The sequence below is a fragment of the Vibrio sp. YT-19(2023) genome (assembly GCF_033337395.1).
In genome coordinates, this window is the sequence record NZ_JAWOQN010000025.1 from 13649 (window position 1) to 33862 (window position 20214).

The 20214-nt window shown below is 37.6% G+C and carries 18 protein-coding genes; 3 read left to right on the forward strand and 15 right to left on the reverse strand.

The genetic code is table 11. The features are described from left to right. Nucleotides 1-5: 5 nt before the first annotated feature. Nucleotides 6-1085 (reverse strand): glycosyltransferase, encoded by a 1080-nt coding sequence (locus R7E78_RS17420; protein ID WP_140316518.1) that lies wholly within the window; start codon nt 1083-1085, stop codon nt 6-8. Then, complete coding sequence (locus R7E78_RS17425; protein WP_318058111.1) at nt 1082-1879, reverse strand: hypothetical protein; 798 nt, start codon at nt 1877-1879, stop codon at nt 1082-1084. Before R7E78_RS17425 ends, R7E78_RS17420 begins: the two co-directional genes overlap by 4 nt. Nucleotides 1880-2000: 121 nt before the next feature. Between R7E78_RS17425 and R7E78_RS17430 the strand changes: the two genes are divergently transcribed. Next, the gene (locus R7E78_RS17430; RefSeq protein WP_318058112.1) at nt 2001-2327 is read left to right on the forward strand and encodes a hypothetical protein; all 327 of its coding nucleotides are present in this window, start codon (nt 2001-2003) and stop codon (nt 2325-2327) included. On the opposite strand, the gene R7E78_RS17435 is transcribed toward R7E78_RS17430, so the two are convergent. The 3 genes from R7E78_RS17435 to wecB are packed head-to-tail and all read right to left on the reverse strand — an operon-like array spanning nt 2303 to nt 6025. Further along, nucleotides 2303-3595: an oligosaccharide flippase family protein gene (locus tag R7E78_RS17435; RefSeq protein ID WP_140316520.1), complete on the reverse strand. Its 1293-nt coding sequence runs from the start codon at nt 3593-3595 to the stop codon at nt 2303-2305. The two genes, R7E78_RS17430 and R7E78_RS17435, sit on opposite strands and share 25 nt — an antisense overlap. A 15-nt stretch (nt 3596-3610) precedes the next feature. Further along, the gene (gene wecC, locus R7E78_RS17440; protein ID WP_140316521.1) at nt 3611-4879 is read right to left on the reverse strand and encodes a UDP-N-acetyl-D-mannosamine dehydrogenase; all 1269 of its coding nucleotides are present in this window, start codon (nt 4877-4879) and stop codon (nt 3611-3613) included. Nucleotides 4880-4900: 21 nt separating this feature from the next. Continuing rightward, nucleotides 4901-6025, reverse strand: coding sequence for a non-hydrolyzing UDP-N-acetylglucosamine 2-epimerase (gene wecB, locus R7E78_RS17445; protein ID WP_104971192.1), 1125 nt, complete (start codon nt 6023-6025; stop codon nt 4901-4903). 876 nt (nt 6026-6901) lie between these two features. Between wecB and R7E78_RS17450 the strand changes: the two genes are divergently transcribed. Together R7E78_RS17450 and wecA are read left to right on the forward strand one after the other, a co-directional pair. Continuing rightward, nucleotides 6902-8227, forward strand: a complete 1326-nt coding sequence (locus R7E78_RS17450; RefSeq protein WP_318058113.1) for an MBL fold metallo-hydrolase — start codon at nt 6902-6904, stop codon at nt 8225-8227. A 137-nt stretch (nt 8228-8364) separates the two neighbouring features. Then, nucleotides 8365-9441, forward strand: a complete 1077-nt coding sequence (gene wecA / locus R7E78_RS17455; protein WP_054574221.1) for a UDP-N-acetylglucosamine--undecaprenyl-phosphate N-acetylglucosaminephosphotransferase — start codon at nt 8365-8367, stop codon at nt 9439-9441. A gap of 79 nt (nt 9442-9520) precedes the next feature. On the opposite strand, the gene R7E78_RS17460 is transcribed toward wecA, so the two are convergent. The 10 genes from R7E78_RS17460 to neuB form a co-directional block, all read right to left on the reverse strand. Further along, nucleotides 9521-10234, reverse strand: coding sequence for a WecB/TagA/CpsF family glycosyltransferase (locus R7E78_RS17460; RefSeq protein WP_262644226.1), 714 nt, complete (start codon nt 10232-10234; stop codon nt 9521-9523). Then, the gene (locus R7E78_RS17465; RefSeq protein ID WP_054574219.1) at nt 10227-10772 is read right to left on the reverse strand and encodes an acyltransferase; all 546 of its coding nucleotides are present in this window, start codon (nt 10770-10772) and stop codon (nt 10227-10229) included. The genes R7E78_RS17460 and R7E78_RS17465 overlap by 8 nt, the downstream gene beginning before the upstream one ends. A 15-nt stretch (nt 10773-10787) precedes the next feature. Beyond that, complete coding sequence (locus R7E78_RS17470) at nt 10788-12050, reverse strand: hypothetical protein (protein ID WP_085569704.1); 1263 nt, start codon at nt 12048-12050, stop codon at nt 10788-10790. Then, a complete protein-coding gene (locus tag R7E78_RS17475; RefSeq protein ID WP_262644227.1) occupies nt 12043-13311 on the reverse strand; it encodes a hypothetical protein in 1269 nt (422 codons plus the stop codon). The genes R7E78_RS17470 and R7E78_RS17475 overlap by 8 nt, the downstream gene beginning before the upstream one ends. 106 nt (nt 13312-13417) lie before the next feature. Beyond that, entirely contained in the window at nt 13418-14698 is a 1281-nt protein-coding gene (locus R7E78_RS17480) for a polysaccharide biosynthesis C-terminal domain-containing protein (protein WP_262644228.1), read from the reverse strand. A 96-nt stretch (nt 14699-14794) separates the two neighbouring features. Then, nucleotides 14795-16576, reverse strand: a complete 1782-nt coding sequence (locus R7E78_RS17485; RefSeq protein WP_262644229.1) for a hypothetical protein — start codon at nt 16574-16576, stop codon at nt 14795-14797. A 129-nt stretch (nt 16577-16705) separates the two neighbouring features. Next, complete coding sequence (locus tag R7E78_RS17490) at nt 16706-17410, reverse strand: acylneuraminate cytidylyltransferase family protein (protein ID WP_262644230.1); 705 nt, start codon at nt 17408-17410, stop codon at nt 16706-16708. Beyond that, nucleotides 17410-18471 (reverse strand): nucleotidyltransferase family protein, encoded by a 1062-nt coding sequence (locus R7E78_RS17495; RefSeq protein WP_054574214.1) that lies wholly within the window; start codon nt 18469-18471, stop codon nt 17410-17412. The genes R7E78_RS17490 and R7E78_RS17495 overlap by 1 nt, the downstream gene beginning before the upstream one ends. Before the next feature lie 16 nt (nt 18472-18487). Further along, nucleotides 18488-19141, reverse strand: a complete 654-nt coding sequence (locus tag R7E78_RS17500) for an acetyltransferase (protein WP_025591383.1) — start codon at nt 19139-19141, stop codon at nt 18488-18490. Beyond that, nucleotides 19134-20207, reverse strand: a complete 1074-nt coding sequence (gene neuB, locus R7E78_RS17505) for an N-acetylneuraminate synthase (protein ID WP_054574212.1) — start codon at nt 20205-20207, stop codon at nt 19134-19136. Before neuB ends, R7E78_RS17500 begins: the two co-directional genes overlap by 8 nt. Nucleotides 20208-20214: the final 7 nt, after the last annotated feature.

A 20214-nucleotide genomic window follows, 5' to 3' on the forward strand; every position in this document is an offset into this window, starting at 1 on the left:
TATCACTATATTTTTGAAAGTGGGAGAGTTGAACAATTAATAGCACCAAATTTCAAGTAGTTTTTCAAAGCATCACAAACTGCATGATGCCCCCAAAGCTTAGACATCTCATTTGCATTTTTTGAAATTGTGCTCCTAAGCTCATCGTTATCAATAAGCTCATATAACCACCTTGAAAACTCTTCTTTGTTGCTGAAATCAAAACCATTAAAACCTTTCCTCAATAAAAAACCTTCTCCACTTCCTACGGTATCTGAAATTAAAAGAGGTAAAGATGCATCAACAGCTTGGCTTACAGTAGCGCCCCAACGGTCTCGAATAGATGGGTGAATAAAAATATCTGAAATAGAATATAATTTATCTAATTCCGCTTCATTACAAAACCCATGCATAATTACCTTAACATTGAGTGGTAAACTTTCAGACTGCTTTGTAATATATTCTTTTAATGGGCCATCACCTGCTATATTTAATTCTACTTCTTTATCCCCACTATATTTTTTCATTGCCTCAATGATTAGTATGTGGTTTTTATTTTCAACCAAACTACCAACACTTAACAGTCTGACCTTACCTTCCTTGCCAACTAATTTATCTAAAGTATTCCTATTTTCGAAACAACCAAACCGAAGAAACGTCCATTTACTTATGCCTACATTGGAATAGGTAGCCTTTACTCTATTTCCAATAGCAAAACATATAACATATTTAGAATCAAAAAAAATTGATATCAACTTTTTTATGAATTTATTGTCAATTTTTTTGAAAGAAACCTCTTCTGTAGCTACTATTATTTTTTTTAATAGCAACCTTGATAAGAAAAACAAAATTTGCATAGTAATAAGTGGGCTAGCAATTCCACCAAAAACAACAGTATCGGATTTAGCAATCATACCGAATATTCTAAATATATTTCTTCCATTATAAACCTTGTTACTGGGCACTCTCCAATCTACATCCTTTCTATAATGTGGCTGACTTCCAAGGAAAACATATCTAGTATCAATATGTCCTTTCTCGGATAATGTTTTGAAAGGGTCATAATAGTGCCTATTGGGGTGAGGTAAAATAACAATCACTTTCACGAGTGCTTCCTTTGTTGCGAATGGATATAACTTTGATCATTTCGTTTTACTAAAATGCCAATTGAAACCCAAAAAATCATTTGTAACTTAAGTTGCCCTAATATTCCACCAGGTTCAACCATGGTAAAAACAATACCATTCAATACACTTATGAAAGCACCCAATTCGACCCAATTATATTTATAAAAAGATCTCGCTGTACGCAGAAAAAAAACAACAAAAATGTAAAAAAGAGCCAGAAAAGAAAATAGACCATACTCAGTAGCGAAACCTAGCCATAAATTATGAATTGGAGAGTAAGATAAGCCATGATTAATCAAATCCACTTTACCTACTCCAAAAAAAGGGGAGGATGTAAATAAATTCATTGCAATAATATTGCCCTCATACCTACCACTTGATATTGCACCACCATCAATTACACTCGACAGCCTAAACAACTCAGCATTAATCAAGAGAAAATATAATGTACTAAGTAAGCATAAAAAACCAAATAAAATTGAAATAATACTATTCCTAAAATATAAATAAATAATGCCAACACTATTAAAAAGGCAAACTACAATTCCTGTTCTTCCTGATGGGATAGCTACCGCAGCCAAATATAAAGCAATAGATATTAAAACTAGAACCCTTCTTGTTTTAAAATATTCATAACCTGATATTAGAAATATTGGATATATAAGAGATATAGCTAGACTCCAACCAGTACGACTACCAGAAAAACCAACGAAATACAATGGAGGAAACCTCCCATCAACTTCAAATGGACTATACCAATTAGGCATGCCCATTAAGTAGTTCATAATAATTATAGGAGATAATAAGAATATAACACAACCAATCTTCCACAGATTATTCTTCACATAACTAAAAATAAGCTCATCAGATATTATCGTCTTTATTAGTATAAATATGAATATAAACTCAATGGTTCTTGCTATAAAAGAATCAAAATTATCATTAAAAACAGAAGATATAAACATCAGTGAGATTAGTAGTGCGACCTCAAAAAAATTAAAGCTAGAATTTGATTTAAAAACTAGTCGGTTGCTAATAATTCTCAGTGAAGAAGAAATAAAAAACATTAGTAAAAAAACGTATAGAATAGGTTTTACAACTCCAGGGGAAATACTCCCAAACCAATATACAGGACCAAATGCCAAAAAAATCAATAAAGAGAAACCACCTACATTCACTAAGTTGATTCTCATTTTCTATCCTATAGCCTTACTTTCATAACGAGAAATTTTTGTGCACACCAAGATCATTAAGGCCGTTGAAACAAAGTACGATATAAACCTAACAAAGAAATATTTTGTCAAAATTCCATCCTGTATTATTAAACTTTCAAAAAGAGCTACTGTTAATACACACCAAAAAATATTTGCAACCATTAATACATTTGGCTTCCCAATAGATAATACATAATTTAAAACCTGATTATTCAATGGAACAATAATAACACATAATGCAAACATACTGATTAGTTCAGGGCTAATAAGGGTATTATAATCACTACCATATAGGCTAATAATCCAATCTATAGCTAGTGAATAAAAGAGAACAACCACAAAAGAAAATAAAAAAATAATCTTTGTCATTCTTATATATGTATTTTTCTGTTCATTAGCATTCGTCATCATAGGCATCATTACAGTACCTATACTAAGTGGGATGAAAACTAATACAGCTTGCCATTGATTAAGGACATTAATTGCCCCCACTTCAAGATAGGAGTAATTAACAGCAACCTCTTTAAGTAAATACCAATTAACAGGCATTATTAACATACCAGACAAACTGATTGGTAACGTAAACTTCAAAACCTCACATATGTTAATTTTCTTTATCAAAAAAAAGCGAAAATAAAAACATTGCCGATTAATCGACTTTATTAATAAAGACAAAGCAAACGTTAATTCGATAAACAATAAACCAATAACTGCTCCTATTAGACCAAAGAAGTAAGCCAATATAAAAAACACAGGTATAGTTATCAACACACTTTTCAAGTTGCTCGATGATATCGTCCTATATTCTCCTATCCCTTGAAGAAGACCTGTGAACAGTGATTTTAGGGCAGCAAAAAGAAGTGTAACGCTAGAAATTTCAAGATAAACTTTAAGGCTTTCATCTTTAAGTATCTCCTTTGAAATATATTCTCCTAAGAAATACAAAAATAATGCTGATACACAGGAAAAGAATAACAAAAGTAAAGTTACAGATGATAACATTGGTACCACTCTATCAGTATCTCTATATAGTGCAGAGAACTTTGCTGCTGCGGTGGCTAACCCCATTGATGCAAAAATCTGAAATGACATTAGAGTACTTAAGACTATGGCGAATCGCCCAAAGTCATCAATTGCAAACACTTGAGAGCAGAAAAAAGTTAGAACAAGGAAATTTATTTTAACTAAGAAGTTTGCAGTCGCATTCCATAAACTTGACCTCAACAACTTACCTAACCTATCTCCCAGTTTAGAATTTTTTATGAGGTTCAACATTATATGTTCTTCACCTTAGTTCCAAATACCTTTAGTATCTACGACTAACCCACTATTAACAGGTCGCTCTTTAAATTCTTTATGATCAACTAGTAACACTTGAATATCTGCTTCTTTAGGCGCACTCTCAAAGTCCATTAGCTCAACGTGTTTTAGTTTCTCTGGAATAGATTCAATATTTGGTTCTACAGCAACAACACGACCAGCGTGCATTTCTGCGATTTTTTGTGTAATAGCCATCGCAGGGCTCTCACGTAAGTCATCAATATCAGGTTTAAAGGCCAAACCGTAGCAAGCAACCGTCACCTCGCGGGCTGTTTTATCTGGGTTTGCTTGTAAAAACTCGGCAACTGCTAGTTTTACTTTATTAATTACCCAATCCGGTTTGCCGTCGTTCACTTTACGTGCCGTGTGGATAATTTGTGCTTCTTCTGGTGTTTTTGACACAATGAACCAAGGGTCAACCGCAATGCAGTGGCCACCTACACCAGGGCCTGGCTGAAGGATGTTTACGCGAGGGTGGCGGTTCGCGAGTGCAATCAATTCCCATACATTGATGTCTAGCTTGTCGCAAATGATTGAAAGTTCGTTAGCAAAAGCGATTTGAACATCACGCGAGCTGTTTTCTGTCAGTTTTGCCATTTCCGCTGTGCGCGCATTTGTTACGACACATTCACCTTGTACAAAGATACGGTACAACTCTACTGAGCGCTCAGAGCAGCGAGTAGACATACCGCCAATAACGCGATCATTTTCTACCAATTCACGAACAACGTGACCAGGCAATACACGCTCCGGGCAGTGAGCGATATTCACATCTGCTTGTTCGCCATGCGTTTGTGGGAAAGTCAGATCATCACGAGCTTCAGCTAGCCAAGCGGCCATTTGCTCTGTGGCACCCACAGGTGACGTGGATTCAAGAATAACGAGGTCACCTTTTTTAAGAACTGGTGCTATGGCTTTACTTGCCGCTTCAATGTAAGACAAATCAGGCGCTGGTACTTCACCTTCTTTACATGGCAAAAATGGCGTTGGAACCGCAATTAGGAATGCATCTGCCGGCTCTGGCGTTGTGGTTGCTTTCAAGTAACCTTCAGACACTGCTGCACTTACGATCATATCGAGATCCGGCTCAACAATATGGATTTTGCCTTGGTTGATGGTATCAACCGCATGCTGGTTTACATCAACACCTATTACCTTTTTCTTACGTGATGCAAACATCGCTGCGGTTGGCAAGCCGATGTAACCTAAGCCAATAACTGAAATTGTTTCAAAAGACATAATTTTTTCCTAACTAAATGATTATTTTGCTAATTCTTCTAAAATACGCTGACATGCTAGACCATCACCATAAGGGTTGTGTGCAAAGCTCATCGCTTGGTAAGCATCTTTGTCATTAAGTAGTACATCTAAACCAGTGACTATCTTATCAACGTCGGTTCCAACGAGTTTCACTGTACCCGCGGCAACGGCTTCTGGTCTTTCTGTTGTGTCACGCATAACTAATACAGGTTTGCCTAGCGAAGGGGCTTCTTCTTGAATACCACCGGAGTCGGTTAAAATGATATGCGCGCGGCTCATCAGGTAGATAAATGGTAGATATTGTTGAGGTTCAATGAGGTGCACATTATCGACGTTTGACAGAATGCGATTTACTGGTTCTCTTACATTCGGGTTTAGGTGTACTGGGTATAAGATTTGTGCTTCAGGGTGGTCTTGCGCAGTTTTAGCTAAAGCTTCACAAATGCGTTCAAAACCGCCACCAAAACTCTCGCGACGATGACCAGTGACCAAAATCAGCTTTTTGCTTTCATCAAGCATTGGGAATTGGCTTGCCAACTGTTGGTTAAGCGCACTGTCGCTATCAATTTTGTCTTTAACCATCAATAAAGCATCGATAACGGTATTACCCGTCACACAGATGTGTTCAGAGCTGATATTTTCTTGTAGCAGATTGTTTTGGGAGGTTTCTGTAGGAGCAAAGTGATACTTAGTTAGTGCTCCTGTTAGCTTTCTATTGGCTTCTTCTGGCCATGGGGAGTAAATGTTACCGGTGCGAAGACCGGCTTCTACATGACCAACAGCAATTTGCTCATAATACGCGGCCAAGCTTGCTGCAAAGGTGGTGGCCGTATCACCATGGACTAACACGACATCCGGTTGAAACTCCTGAAGTACGGGTTTTAGTTCCAGTAAGATACGGGCCGTTACATCGTTCAGTGATTGACCAGCCTTCATCAAGTTAAGATCGTAATCTGGCTTTATTTCAAATAACTCTAATACCTGATCCAGCATTTCTCGGTGTTGAGCGGTAACGCAGCACTTCGCGTCAAATCGCTCATCATTTGCAAGCGCATGAACCAAAGGAGCCATTTTTATGGCTTCTGGACGTGTACCGAATACCGTGAGAATTTTCTTTTTAGACATTGTAAATAACCTAGGCCAAAGAATAGGACGTTGATGTGAATAATCGCGAGTGATGGATACAACGCTTCTGCTTACATTAAAAAAGCATTGTTTCGGACAGCACAATAACCCCAGAGGAAAATACACAAACGAATGCGCCACAAGTGCACAAGCGATACCTTTGGGGAACAGAAATCTAGGTAGATAATTTAGGCGGGTCAGTCGTTATCACAAAAAGTAACTTTTATGAAGACTGTCGTTGATAGGTATTAGTTGATAAACCTGATGCCTAGCCATTATCTTTTCAAAACAGTATTCATTACTGTTTTCTCCTCCTCTGACGTAACAGGAGGTGTTTTAAGTGTTTGTTTGAAGTCTCTATTTTAATTATAGAGCCTTGCCAGAAATGCAACTATGTGCTTAATTGTATTTATATTTATCTGGTGACATTTTTATGTCACTTAGAGAGCTTTGTTTTGCTTTTTGGCACGCTACCGCCCTTAGGTCTGGCTCCTAAAGGCAATGCATTTGGTTTTTTATCATTTGTGCTCAAGGCAAAGAATTGTATAGCAAACAGGTTGCAACGAAAAGTACAAGACTGACAAAAAAATGGCTTTTTTATGACAACTAACCAAGATATAAGGCGTCAGTTTAACCAGAAAATCGTAAATTCTGCCTACCTAAAGCGCGTTTTATAATACGCATTTATTCGTTTATATTTATTACAAAATGCAAAAAGTTGCCTATGTGGAATATGCATCACAATTTAATGCAACTTAAAACACCGTTTAACACTCCCCTAGCATTTTGACTCCTACTTTCGTGTTTATCTGGTCGGTTACCCTCCCTCTTCTTTCTTCGATTCATTACATTGATGCCTATGAAAAGGAGATAGCTATGAAAGTACTTCATCATGGTGGGAAGGATACGGTGACGGGCTCTTGTCACGAACTGCGACTTGAGCAAGGGAGCATTTTGATCGACTGCGGGTTATTTCAAGGTAAAGATGCATTGGTAGGTCGTCATGATCGTTCGCTGGCAATAGATTTTTCTTTAACCAAGGTAAAAGCGCTGGTACTGACCCATGCTCATATTGACCATATAGGCCGATTACCATGGTTACTCGCTGCTGGTTTTAAAGGCAAAATCTACTGCACACAAGCTACTGCTGAGTTGGTCCCTCTTATGTTAGAGGACGGATTAAAGCTACAGCTGGGTTTAGGCAAACATCAACGGCAACATATATTAAATCTAATTAAGCAACGATTGGTGCCATGTCAGTACAATACATGGCTTCCTCTTAAGGAGTTGGCTTATATACGCTTTCAACCTGCGGGCCATATTTTAGGTTCTGCTTATTTGGAATTTAAACTCTCAAATAATGACGTAGTGGTATTTTCTGGTGATCTCGGTCCAAGTGATACGCCTTTACTCCCAGATCCGAAACCTCCTGAAAAAGCAGACTATTTGTTTATTGAGTCGACCTATGGTGATAAGCACCATGAAAGCGTGAAAAGTAGAAGCACTCGATTGCTCTCTATTATCGAACATGCGCTGGAAGATGATGGTGTGATTGTTATTCCTGCTTTTAGTGTCGGTAGGACACAAGAACTGTTATTCGATATCGAACAGCTTCTGCACCAGGAGTCTTTACATGGTGCCCTACCAATTATTCTTGATTCGCCTTTAGCACGAAAAGTGACAAAGACTTATCGGCGCTTTAAAAAGCTTTGGGGTAAAGAAGCAAAAAGGCGTTTGGAGCAACATCGTCATCCTCTCGGGTTTGAACAATGTATTACGATTGAGACTCATGCTGAACATATGAGATTGGTGAATCGTCTCGCGAGCACTTCTGAACCTGCTATTGTGGTTGCTGCCTCTGGGATGTGCGAAGGTGGTCGAGTGGTGAATTACCTCAATGCGTTGTTACCAGATAGCCGTAATGATGTGCTGTTTGCTGGCTATCAAGCTGAGGGAACGCTAGGGAGAGAAATTCAAGAGGGTGCGAGTGAGGTTGATATCGAAGGAAAGAGAATTAAAGTTAAAGCTCAAATACATACGATGTCTGGCTATTCTGCTCATGCAGATCAATCCGATCTAATTCGCTTTGTAGAAGGAATTAATCCACCACCAAAAGAAGTGCATTTGATTCATGGTGAAAGAATGGCAAAAGCGGAGCTGTATCAACATTTTGCCAGGAAAAAAACGAACATTGTGCTTTAATTTACTGATAAGTAAATCAGGAGAAATAGTGTAAAAGTAACGTTTTGCTACCATTTCGTTGCTTATTTTCTCCTTGAGATAGTTACCTTGTCGGTTAAAATAGCCGTCGAATAATTACAATGGCAGTTGGCACTATTATGTTTCTGGAACTTCTATTTATCTTCTTTTCTTCGTTTGCCACTTTGTTTCTCATGCGTAAGGTTGCTAAGTCGGTTGGCTTAGTCGATAAACCAAACGAAAGGAAGTTACATGAAGGTGCTGTTCCACTTATCGGTGGGATTTCTATCTGCATTGTTCTTATCCAATTTCTCACCTTTAAACCACAAGTTATCGAATACAGTTGGCTGTATGTATGTTCTATCGCACTCTTAACGCTTATCGGAGCCATCGACGATAAGGTCGACTTGAGTTTCAAGATACGCATGGGGGTTCAGGCTGGCTTGTCTTTAGTGATGATTCATATTGCCGGTATTGAACTGCACAGTTTAGGAAACATGTTCGGTTTTGGTGAAATCAACTTAGGTTGGACTGGCATTGTGATTACAGTGTTAGCGGTGATAGGTGCAATCAATGCTTTTAATATGGTAGACGGCATTGATGGTCTTCTGGGTGGGCTTTCTATTGTAACCTTTGGCGCTCTTGCCTATTTATTGAGGGTAGACGCCCAACACGGCTTAGCTTACCTCTGTGTGGTAATTATTGTTGCCATGCTGCCGTATATTTTCATGAACTTGGGTATTTTAGGGCGCGCTCGAAAAGTATTTATGGGTGACGCAGGCAGCATGATGATTGGCTTTACAGTTATTTGGCTGTTGCTCGGTGTCAGCCAAGCAGAAAGCAAACCTTTGATGCGTCCAGTAACAGCATTGTGGTTAATTGCGGTTCCGTTGATGGACATGGCGGCCATCATGATTCGCCGCGTTCGCCGCGGGGATTCGCCATTCAAACCTGACAGAGAACACTTGCATCATATTTTCCAACGTATGGGTTTAAGCTCGAAACAAACTCTTGTTGTGATTTGCCTGATTGCATCTGCATATGCGGCATTTGGTATCTATGGTGAATTGACCGGTCTATCTGAAGCTATCATGTTCTATACCTTCATCGCCTGTTTTGTGGCTTATTGCTTTATTCTGTCTTACGTTTGGCGCATCACCAGTTATGTGCGTAGCAAGCTGGGAAAGCCTGAAACAGTTACGATTTCAAATAGCTAACTCTTTGTAATATAATTTGAAATCAAAAAAAATGCCCGCAACACCGTGGGCATTTTTCTATTTATACAAGAAAGTAAAATTAAGCTTTCTTTGTCACCACTAGAGACAAGTATTTAACAAGCTTAATTTGACGTGTAATTCTTGTCGGTTGGCATATTAAACGGTAAAACCACTCAAGGTTGTACTTCTGAGCCCATTGAGGAGCACGTTTCACTCGATCCGTGAACACATCGTAAGTACCGCCTACCCCCATGTAGAAGGCATCTGGATAAACTTCACGACATTTGTTAATAAAATCCTCTTGTCTAGGAGAGCCAAGTGCCACCGTTATGACTTTCGCTTTGCTTTCCTTAATTCTGTTTATAAGCTCCGCTTCATCTTTAAAATAGCCATCGCAAGCATCAACGACATTAACATTAAGTTCTTGTTTTAACTTATCAACGGTCTGTTGGTTAACCTCTGGTTTAGCGCCAACGATAAATACTGGCACACTCAGCGGCGCAGACCCTTTCATTAGCTCCAACCATAAGTCACAACCAGGAATTCTCGCACTTGGGCAGCCGCGCCTGGACATGACCAAAGAAACCCCAGCCCCATCTGGATAACGAATGCTCGCAGACTCTAGGATTCTCTTTACATCAGCCTGTTCATAGCTTGATACGATTTTTTCAGCATTCACGGCAACAGCAAAGCCACTAACAACATTTCCCTGATGTAAGATAGAGTCAACAGCGTGATCCATACTGTCGAATGCAGAGATATCTAGCCCACCAATTTTGCATGTTTTATTCATTTTCGCACTTCTTTTCTGTTTCTTGGGCACTTCTATATTTAATTACTTTTGCTGGTACACCACCAACAATTGCATAACTTGGGACGTCTTTTGTCACCAGCGAGCACGCACCAACAATTGCACCCTTCCCAATAGTAATACCATGCTTTATAACAACATTTCTACCGATCCAAACATCATCCTCAATAACTGGCGGAAGGCCAAACACATCTTCTTGATCAACCATCGGAATATCTAATCTTTCATAACTATGCGTGCTGGAAAGAATTGCTACGTTTGGCGCAATCATTACATTGTTGCCTATTGTGGCACTTTGAATGAAGACATTCTCGTTGATGCGAACGTTATGACCGATTTTTAACTCAGAAGCGTTGGAGATGTAAATTCTATTCTCTAATCGGTTTTTTGGATGTGCCGTTACAACTTTTAATACTCGAGTCAAGTACCAGCAACGAAGTTTACTAAACAGTGGCAAGTATCTTGAGTTAGGTAAGTTGTAGAAAAATAAATAATAAATTACGAGCTTTAACTTTTTCATAGAAGTACTTTGGCACTATATGTCCATAATTTGGGATGCTTTAGTAATGAAGATTATATTTTCGTCCTCACCACCTTCTTTCATTAAGTTGTTTTCCACGACATCAAGTACGTAAGTTCTCCCAAGAAGCTCTAAAGCTTCAAAGTGACAAGAGGAGAATATTGAGAAGTGAGCTTTAGATGCACCAATTAAAGTAAGCGTATCTTGGTAGGCATCTCGGTCGATTACTTTGAATTTTTCGTTTTGTACTAGCGCAGAGAGTTGAGTATGGTTTTGATGCTCACGCGGATGAGGTCGATAAACTACGGTATAGTTTGGGAATTGTTCGATTAAACTTGCAACAAAGTCAGCAACTTCCGTATAGCAAATGCCTTGTCCTGTAAAAATGAAGAACTTGTCATTCCCTACTTGGTTGAACACCTCTTTCTTCACTTCGTCACAAGCTTGGGGTAACGCCCCCTCGACTTCTATTCCATGTTCAGGAACGAAGTTAGCTTGGCGCATTTTCATTTGCCAATAACTTGAATAAAGCTTCAGACGGGTTGGCAACATGCTACTGCGCCAAAGTTCTTCACCAACATAGTGATACGAAGGGTGGTAAGGCGCTAGTAAGCCGTGTTGGTATTCTAGGGTCTTAATGCCGAGTCCGTTTGCTGCACTCACAATGGCTGGTTTTGTATATGCAGAGACGATTTCTACGTTTTGAACGCCTAACCATTTTAAGAGCTTCGTATACGCAGCTTTCTTACTTTCGTAATCTAGTAAAAAGGCTTCTACTGTCTGTTTGGAAACGCCATATTCTTGATTCAATAAGGCGAAGAATTCCTCTGAGAGCTCAGGAGTTCGTGCACGCCCACCAAAACGTTTAATGAACACGACTAGCAGTTTTATGATCAGGTTTTCAAAGATGACACCACGCTTGAAGCACGTCAGGAGCTTTACACCTTCAAAATTTGAGCAATGATACAAAGTACAGAGTTTTTTCTGCTTTTCAGGTGAAACAAATTCATCATAAATCACGCCCTCATTTATTGAAACTCGGGAGAATGCACCAAAGTAAGCCGTGGCCTTTTTATTGAATCTCGCCCTAAATAAGTTGCAGAAGCTAAAAATCAGAGAAAGCAGCAATGAGATATATGACTTTGATTTAAACTCCATATCCTCCACCCCTTTAGACAGAGTGATATGGCGAGTCATTTGGTATTTGAGTAAAGGCCAAACCTCAGCTTCGTTGCTAAGGTTGTTTTCAAGAATATGTGTTTCTACGACTTTATGCATTTGTTCGCTTCCGACTATGAACAAAGATAGCATTGTTCGAAGTCAATATCCCTAGTAAAAAGAAAAGCAATAATCCTATCATATTCCCCATAATGGGTACCATCGAGCCAATCCCAACAAGCATCAAAAATCCATTAATACGAATCAACCTAACATGGGCAACCTGGTCAACATAACCATCTTTTTCAGCAAAAAAAGGCTGAAAGATAAACCACATAACAAATATTATTCCAAGGCCATACTCCGCAATCAGTGAAACAAAGAACAGATCAAAAATCGGCCCTTCGATCTGACTTCCATAACCAATAATTGCCCTATCTACGTTAAAAAAGGTATACACATCCGTGTACATCTTGGACATGACGGTTCCATATGTCCCCGGGCCAGCACCAAATGGGAAGTTATACTCGAATATCTCCATCGCATAATAAAAGATCTTATAACGGACATAGTTTTCGTTGAAGTTCTCAAGAACAGAGTCACCAATTAATACCCAAAGTCCTCCTAAGATTATTGGAGTAGAAAGAACGAGAGTTACCGAACCGAGTAACCTTATTAGGCCCTTGTTCTTGTACATTATTGTTATAGCATATGCTAATAACAAAAGTAGCAACTCTTTGCGAGAGAAGGTTAAGAACAATAAAAGAAATGAAAATACAATTAGAAACCAGTAGTATTTGGGGCGGTAAATAAAGTATTTCTTTGTGAATTCATCATATTTAAATGAGAGAAGAAGAATACTATACAGCAGCAAGAACCCAGAATACAAAACCCTAGAACCAAAAAATGAACCAGGTGAAACCCCCATAATTCCCCTTCCGTCTTTTGCCAATGAATACAACACATTAGGCATTAAGTAATCACAAACAACGAAAACAGAAGAAAGTAGAACTATATAAGTTAAAAAAGCTGTAAACTTTGCTAGAATAAGAGGTCTATCTGTGTTTAATGCGTAAGCCATTACAAAAAAGACAAACACAAATTTTAACGTCAAAAAGGTTTGAAGAATGTTAATTATTGGTACGCCATTTCTAATAACCATAAATCCTGAATACGCAAATAGAAAAACAACTAAAAATAGAAATCGACGCTTTACTGGTTTATAGAGGACACATATAAAAAAAGCTGCAACACAAATCAGTATATATATGTGACTAAGGTAAGATAGCGAACCTAAATTAATTAGATTTTGACGCGATATTAAAAACAAAACTACAGTTGCCATCATCAAATATAAGTAGTTTTTTGCAGAAAAAATCATAGCAAAACCAAAGTATTATTAACCTATTTAAACTAAACCTTAAAAATCAAAATTTGAAATTCAAAGAACCTTAAAACCAAACCATGAGTTATTATACAAATAAAACTCAATATAACCCCAGATTAGAATTAAAATAGAAGAGAAGCAAAACCGTAGATATTGAAGAAGAGAAAAAAACAAAACTCTCTTTAACAAGGTAATATCTTTCAACCTTTACATTAACAAATAAAAAAAGAATAAATGCTGCGAAAGTACAACTTGCCAAAGTTGATATTGCAGCTCCTAGAATCCCAAACTTTAATGTAAAGAAATAACTAAGTGGAATATTTACAAATGTAGCAAACAAAAAACCAAACATTTTATATTTAGCAGTACTCTCTTCTAATGAAAGAACATTAGTAAATAATATATATATTGTATTAAATAAAAAACTTAGACTCAGAACCAGAAATACACCATAATTAAAGGTTATCTTTTCGCTATAAATATAACCAAACAAAAAAGGCAATAAAATCACACAAACCAAAAATACAAAGTAATTTGCTAGCATAACCCTTTTAGTCTCTTTTTTCATTTTACGCAATGAAAGATAACCATACTGGGCATATAGTTTGAGTAACTTTGGCATATAAGCCTTATTCATAGCCAATATTACAATTTGAATAGAGCCGGATAGTAGAAATATAGATGTATAGTTTGCTAAATCTGAAACAGACAAAAGAGATGTAATATATACTTTGTCTATCATAGAGTTAACTACAGAAAACATTGTTACAGGTAAAATTATCATCGAATACTTAATAATTCTTAAGTATATCTGTTTATCAAACGTCAAAAAGTCTCGATTTAATAATTTCTTCCCAAACACTTTCCATAAAACAACGAATACAAATATCGTATTGAGCAACAATATTGAGTTCAAATAAGAATCAGAGCTTTCAAATATATAAATGGCACCTAGACCGAATATAAACTTCAATAAAAAGTAAAATACAAACCAAAAGAAGTAGTCAGTTTTTTTAAAGTCCAAGCGACTGGAGAGAAGAAATATGTTAACAAAGTATTCGAGAAACACTATAAGTAACATTTTTGTCATTTGATATTTCAACGATATGATACTGAACAAAAGGTTATCGTCAAAATATGATAGCACTAAAGTAGCCGCACTAAAAACAACATAACCAGTAGCAGCCACCATTATACTATTGATAAATAAGCGCTTCTTATCCTTTCCTAACTCCTGATTATAGAATATCGAGAAAGCCGACTCACTTGACAAACTCACTACTGGAACTAGAGCAGTAAGTAAAGCTAAGAATAAAGTTAATTTTCCATACTCATCAATACTAAGCAAGTGAGATGCCGTTGGCATAAGAAAAAACTGCATACTCTTTACCAATACATCAGCCAGTAGATAGATAACTACTGGCCTTAGTAGTAGTAGTTTCAAACTACTTATATTCATATTTTATGACACTTATAGTTAATTATTTTTACTATTTTCTTTCTCTATCATTCTAACTAGATAGTTATACTTTGAAACTTTTCTAACATCAGCGCCTTTAAAAACACCCATAGAACAAAAGTTATAAGTGTTGGCGTTATACATATCTATTAGTTTTTCTTTTATTTTCCCATTTTTGTCTGGAGTTTCATTCTTACTAGCTCTAACTTTGGAGTAAAGCTCTTTCAACGTTCTATACAAACCCACCTTGTAGATGTAACTCTTTAAACCTTCCTTGAATGCTTCAGATTTTGCTAGCTTCAACGTATACGTCTTACTACAAAAAATACTGTTTCGACAATGGGAGAATATAGGTAACTTTAGGAGATTTGGATCTAGATGGTTAACTATTTTCAACATTAAGCTAGAGTTAGCTTTCTCTTTTGCTGGTATCTGCTTTATCATTGTCTCAATTTGAGGCAAAGAGAGTAAGTTTATAGAGTAACAGTAATAGTTCATCAAGTTTACTAAAGCTGTGTCTGCAGACTTTCTGTATTCATTATGTATTTTACAGAAATCATCTTTACTCAGACTTTCTGTGTCTAAATTATACCTAACGCACACACCTTTAGCTTTTTGATACAGATATTCTCTAAACTCTTCAAACTCTTGTTGCGTTAAGCTAGCTTTAGCATTTTTATCAAGATAAATATCATCTATAAATTGTTCTAATGTGAATATATCTTTTTTATAAGCAGAAAGAGATTCAACATTTCTTAATGGTTCACCGAAATAGCCAAAGTCAACTAAGCTATCGCCATCAAACTCAGATAAAGACTTGTGAACGTTTGGTATCCCTGAGTAAACACTACCTAGTAAACCAAATTTTTCGATTAACTGGCTCCATGAATCATCAATATCTATACCTGCTGACCAGTCCATTACTTTCAAATTTAAATCAAATTCATCTTTTACTAATTTAACGATTTCTAGATCTCGCATTTTAGTATTTGTTAGAGATGAATCACCTACCCCATAGAACAATGATGGTGCAACTCCAACAGATAAGTAAGATGAAAGTGTAATTCTCGAATCTAAACCGCCAGTCATACAAACAGAAACGTTCTTATATGAAGATGATATAATTTTAGCCATGTCAGTACACTGTTTAGTTACTAAGTCTGTGTAATCTAAACCTTCATGACTCTCTATATCAAAGTAAATATTCTCATGCTCTAATACCAATGGAGCCTGATGTTCACGTGATAAATATAGGTATTCATAACCCTTTAATCTGAATACAGATCTAAAAATTGTTTGATTATCCAAAATTCCATTCTGAATAACCATTTCTAAAATAGCGTTTTTATTAGGCTCAACTTTTCCATCAATTGCAGAAACCACATCATTAAGATTGTTGGAAATTGCCCAGTTGTCTTTACCTAAAAAATAGAAAAGATCAAAAACATCATTACCGTCACAAAAGCAATAAAATTCGTTTTCTAATTCAATAGTAATTGAATAGTTACCAATTATCGCTGACTTTAACTTGGAAATATTTTTATGGGAGAGGAAATCTATCAGAATATTCTTTAAACCATCAGTGCCAGTTTGATTTCTGTAGATAAAACTACCAACTGAAGACACCTTACCTAGTTCAGAGCTAAAATAGTCTTTTTTATCATTGTTCAGCTTTTTATATGAAACATGAAAATAGCCCGTAGACTCAGCTTTAGTGCAAATAGAAAAGTTATTTTCTAATGAGTTCTCGACATTGTTATTAAAACTACGTTCTGAACTGCATAGTAAAAACTTAGACATTATATTACCTTTTATATAAAATCAAAACGATTAGTAAGGCTAAGATATTTGATATATTTACCTTTCTAAGTTTTCCTTATAAATTAACTTTATAATCAGATATTGATATTAGACTAATAGGGACTATCACTAACTGATGTTAAAGCCATACTTTTGGAAGAAAAACTCTGCCATGTCGAAATCGATTTGATTATCAATATCAATCGATGCGTCATTTGGCATCTTGTAAGCATATGTATCTTCTCTATATGCCATTTCACCTATAGCTAATAGTCTATGAAGATCATATACGTATATCGCACCATTTAAGCGGAATGCTTCGCCAAGATCTTGAGAACGTTTTCCATCACCCAATCGAAGGAAGTCTTTCATCGAACCATTGTCTGGTAGAGTGTTTGCCCATTGAGGTGGGTGCTCGCATGGTGTCACTGACACAACAGAAAAAGCGGACTTTTCAACCAAAGACTCTATAGCCTGATCGATATGGTCAGAGCTACGAAATGGTGATGTTGGCTGAAGTAAAACGACAATATCGGCTTCCTTGGCGTACTTCTCTACCGTATAGAAAAGAACGCTTTGAGTGGTTGCGGTATCTGTTGATAACTCTTCCGGCCTTAGCTCAGGCACAGCTATGCCAAACTGACTCGCTACATCTGCAATTTCTTGGTCATCAGTACTGATAAAAATATCATCTACATAAGTACTATTTTGCGCAGCTTCAATTGTCCAACCGATCAGAGGTTTTCCTCCCAATGGAAGTATATTCTTCCTTGGCAGACGCTTGCTGCCCCCCCTAGCAGGGATTACAGCAATTACTTTTTTACCATCTAACATTACTCTAGCCCCAGAGACAGTATATCCATCTGCGCACGGTTAAAGTCATCCATACGGCCAATATCAAGCCAATATTCGTGAATTGGGAACATCAATACTTTTTGTCTCTCTTCCATGTGTTGCTCGAGCAACGTAGGCATGTCGATTTTCTGATTCTTTTCTACTGATTGAATCACTCGAGGAGACAAAACATAGATACCAGCGTTAACAAAAAAGCGTTGAACTGGTTTTTCAACCATGCTGGTAATTTGATTACCGTCCCCATTAATAACACCATAAGGAATTTGGTAGTCGTACTCTCGAACACACATTGTTGCATCTGCATCATTTTCCATATGGAAATTTAACAAGCGCTGGAAGTCTACTTTGGTCAACACATCGCCATTGATCATAATTAAAGGTAGATCTCTTGGCATATCTTCAGGTAGTAAGCCGAGAGCACCACCGGTACCCAAAGGAGTCTCTTCGTGTACATATGAGATGCTAACCCCCAAATCAGTACCATCACCAAAGTGTTGGTGAATTTGTTCTGGCATGTAGTGCGTTGAGATGTAAAAGTTGCTAAAACCAGCTTTGATAAAACTCTTGATCACAGTTTCTAGAATAGGTTTATCACCAACTTTTAACATTGGTTTAGGGCAGTTGTCCGTCAGCGGTCGTAAGCGAGTACCAAAACCACCAGCCATAATGAATACTGGGTTCTGATATTTATCTTTACTCAGCGCACTGTGAAGAGTTTCCAAACCTACGACTTTGTTGTCTTGGTCAAGTAACGGAACCGATAGAATTTGCTTTTTTTCCATTAACTCTACAAGATGCTCTTTTGATGCGCCTTGCTCTGCGGTAATTGGCTCAGAATTCATTACCTTGGCAACCGAGTCGGTTAACACCAGATCATTTAATAAGCCACGTCGAATATCACCATCAGTAATCATGCCTAGAAGCTTTTTATCTTGATCAACAACCACAGCGACACGCAATGCTTCGCTGTTGATGATTTCTAATGCCTGCTTGATTGTGCTTGATTCTGATATCAGCGTTTTTTGCCAACAATGACTCATATTCTACCTTTGTTTTCTAAGAATTTGTTTTAATTACTGCTCTAGCAGGATATGCAATGGTATTTTCTTCTAAAGACTTAGTGAGACTAGCACCAGCCCCCACGATAGCGCCACTGCCAATAGATATTCCTTGGATAACCGTTGAACCAGCTCCAACATAGACACTTTCTTTTGTCTCGACTTGACCACACAACGTTGCTTTAGGAGCAATATGGTTATAAGCACCTATTTTACAATCGTGCTCAACCAAGGCACCCGTGTTGATTATACTATGGCTCCCCACTGTAGCCCCAGTCTGAATCATCGCCATAGGTAAAATCTGAGCACCAATTTCAATTTTAGAAAAAGGTGAAACGAATGCACTGTCAGCGATGACCGTCTCAAACTGATAACCTAATGAGAGAAAGTATTCATTAATTTTTTTCTTAAAGCCGGATTTGGGCATCATTCCAATACCGTTGACCAAAAGAATCTTGTCTTTGTCAAACCTCAGAATATCTTCGTCTTTTTCAAGAATGGAAATTCCCTTAAATACAGAACGTTGACTGACATCTTCAGGGCTTATCACGGCAAGTATGTCTCTTCCCTGCGTAAGCAGTATTTCAGCAAGAACGGAGGCATGACCGCCTCCACCAATCATTACAATAGGAAGATTCACCTCATCACTCAATGATCAACTCTCCTGCTTTGTATCCTTTGGTTGCTTTAGTGCCAAGAAGTTCCCAATAGCGATAAGGGGACAAACCAATGCCTGGACGCTTAATTGTGAGGTTAGATTCTGTTAACGCTTCGCCCTTTTCAATATCCTTTGCTGCTACTAAGCTTTTGCGTGCTACGGATTTGTTTTTCACTTCAGAAACTGTAGGAGTTTTTACTCTAGAGCCTAATGCAATCTCAATCTGACGGATGGCTTTTACCATTGCCTCTAGCTCTTGTGGCTCTAGAGAGGCTTTGTGATCTGGACCTTCCATGTTTTTATCTAACGTAAAATGCTTCTCTATAAGAACAGCACCGCGAGCAACAGCCGCAATTGGAATCGTAATTCCTTCACTATGGTCCGAATAGCCTGCCGCCAAGTCAAATGCTCGCCCTAGCGTATCCATTGCTCTTAGGTTGATTTCTTCCATTGGAGCGGGATATTCCGTCGTACAATGAAGAATTGTTACTTTCTCTTTTAGCGCTTTTTGACCAGCTTCTGATGCATAAGCTTCTTGGAAACCTAGCATCGAAGGTTCTGCTTTTTCATCTGTTGTATAACCGAAAGCAATCACTCCAAGAGCTGTCTCAATTTCGGAAAGTGTTGCCATACCTGTTGATACAATAAGATCACAACCAGTACGAGCATGAGCCAATACAAGAGGAGCGTTCGTTAACTCACCGGAAGGCAACTTCAAGCGCGTTAAACCAAGATCATTGACTAAGAAATCTAAACTTTCTAAATCGAAAGCTGTTGATAGAAACTCAATACCAAGCGAACCACAGTATTTGACGAGATCATGGTGGGTCTCGTACGACAGTTCTAAACGGCTTAACATCGCTAACTGAGACTCTTGCTTTTGAGTATTTGTTACTTGATATTCAGCTTGCTTAGCCTCTTCGGTAACTAGGTTTTTTGCTTTAAAAGTTTGGAACTTTACTATATCCGCTCCAGCTTTGTGAGCAGCATCGACCAACGAAAATGCTAGTTCTTCTTGACCGTTATGGTTTACACCCGCTTCGGCAATAATCAAAGTCATTATTGTC

Bases quoted from the DNA above. Each gene is read 5' to 3' on its own strand.
- R7E78_RS17460 (WP_262644226.1), bottom strand. From the start codon at position 10,234: ATGAATAAAACATGCAAAATTGGTGGGCTAGATATCTCTGCATTCGAC.
- R7E78_RS17495 (WP_054574214.1), bottom strand. From the start codon at position 18,471: ATGAGTCATTGTTGGCAAAAAACGCTGATATCAGAATCAAGCACAATC.
- R7E78_RS17430 (WP_318058112.1), top strand. From the start codon at position 2,001: ATGAATATAAACTCAATGGTTCTTGCTATAAAAGAATCAAAATTATCA.
- R7E78_RS17475 (WP_262644227.1), bottom strand. From the start codon at position 13,311: ATGATTTTTTCTGCAAAAAACTACTTATATTTGATGATGGCAACTGTA.
- R7E78_RS17465 (WP_054574219.1), bottom strand. From the start codon at position 10,772: ATGAAAAAGTTAAAGCTCGTAATTTATTATTTATTTTTCTACAACTTA.
- R7E78_RS17470 (WP_085569704.1), bottom strand. From the start codon at position 12,050: ATGCATAAAGTCGTAGAAACACATATTCTTGAAAACAACCTTAGCAAC.
- R7E78_RS17480 (WP_262644228.1), bottom strand. From the start codon at position 14,698: ATGCAGTTTTTTCTTATGCCAACGGCATCTCACTTGCTTAGTATTGAT.
- wecA (WP_054574221.1), top strand. From the start codon at position 8,365: ATGTTTCTGGAACTTCTATTTATCTTCTTTTCTTCGTTTGCCACTTTG.
- R7E78_RS17425 (WP_318058111.1), bottom strand. From the start codon at position 1,879: ATGGGCATGCCTAATTGGTATAGTCCATTTGAAGTTGATGGGAGGTTT.
- wecC (WP_140316521.1), bottom strand. From the start codon at position 4,879: ATGTCTTTTGAAACAATTTCAGTTATTGGCTTAGGTTACATCGGCTTG.
- wecB (WP_104971192.1), bottom strand. From the start codon at position 6,025: ATGTCTAAAAAGAAAATTCTCACGGTATTCGGTACACGTCCAGAAGCC.
- R7E78_RS17490 (WP_262644230.1), bottom strand. From the start codon at position 17,410: ATGTTAGATGGTAAAAAAGTAATTGCTGTAATCCCTGCTAGGGGGGGC.
- R7E78_RS17435 (WP_140316520.1), bottom strand. From the start codon at position 3,595: ATGTTGAACCTCATAAAAAATTCTAAACTGGGAGATAGGTTAGGTAAG.
- R7E78_RS17450 (WP_318058113.1), top strand. From the start codon at position 6,902: ATGAAAGTACTTCATCATGGTGGGAAGGATACGGTGACGGGCTCTTGT.
- neuB (WP_054574212.1), bottom strand. From the start codon at position 20,207: ATGACTTTGATTATTGCCGAAGCGGGTGTAAACCATAACGGTCAAGAA.
- R7E78_RS17485 (WP_262644229.1), bottom strand. From the start codon at position 16,576: ATGTCTAAGTTTTTACTATGCAGTTCAGAACGTAGTTTTAATAACAAT.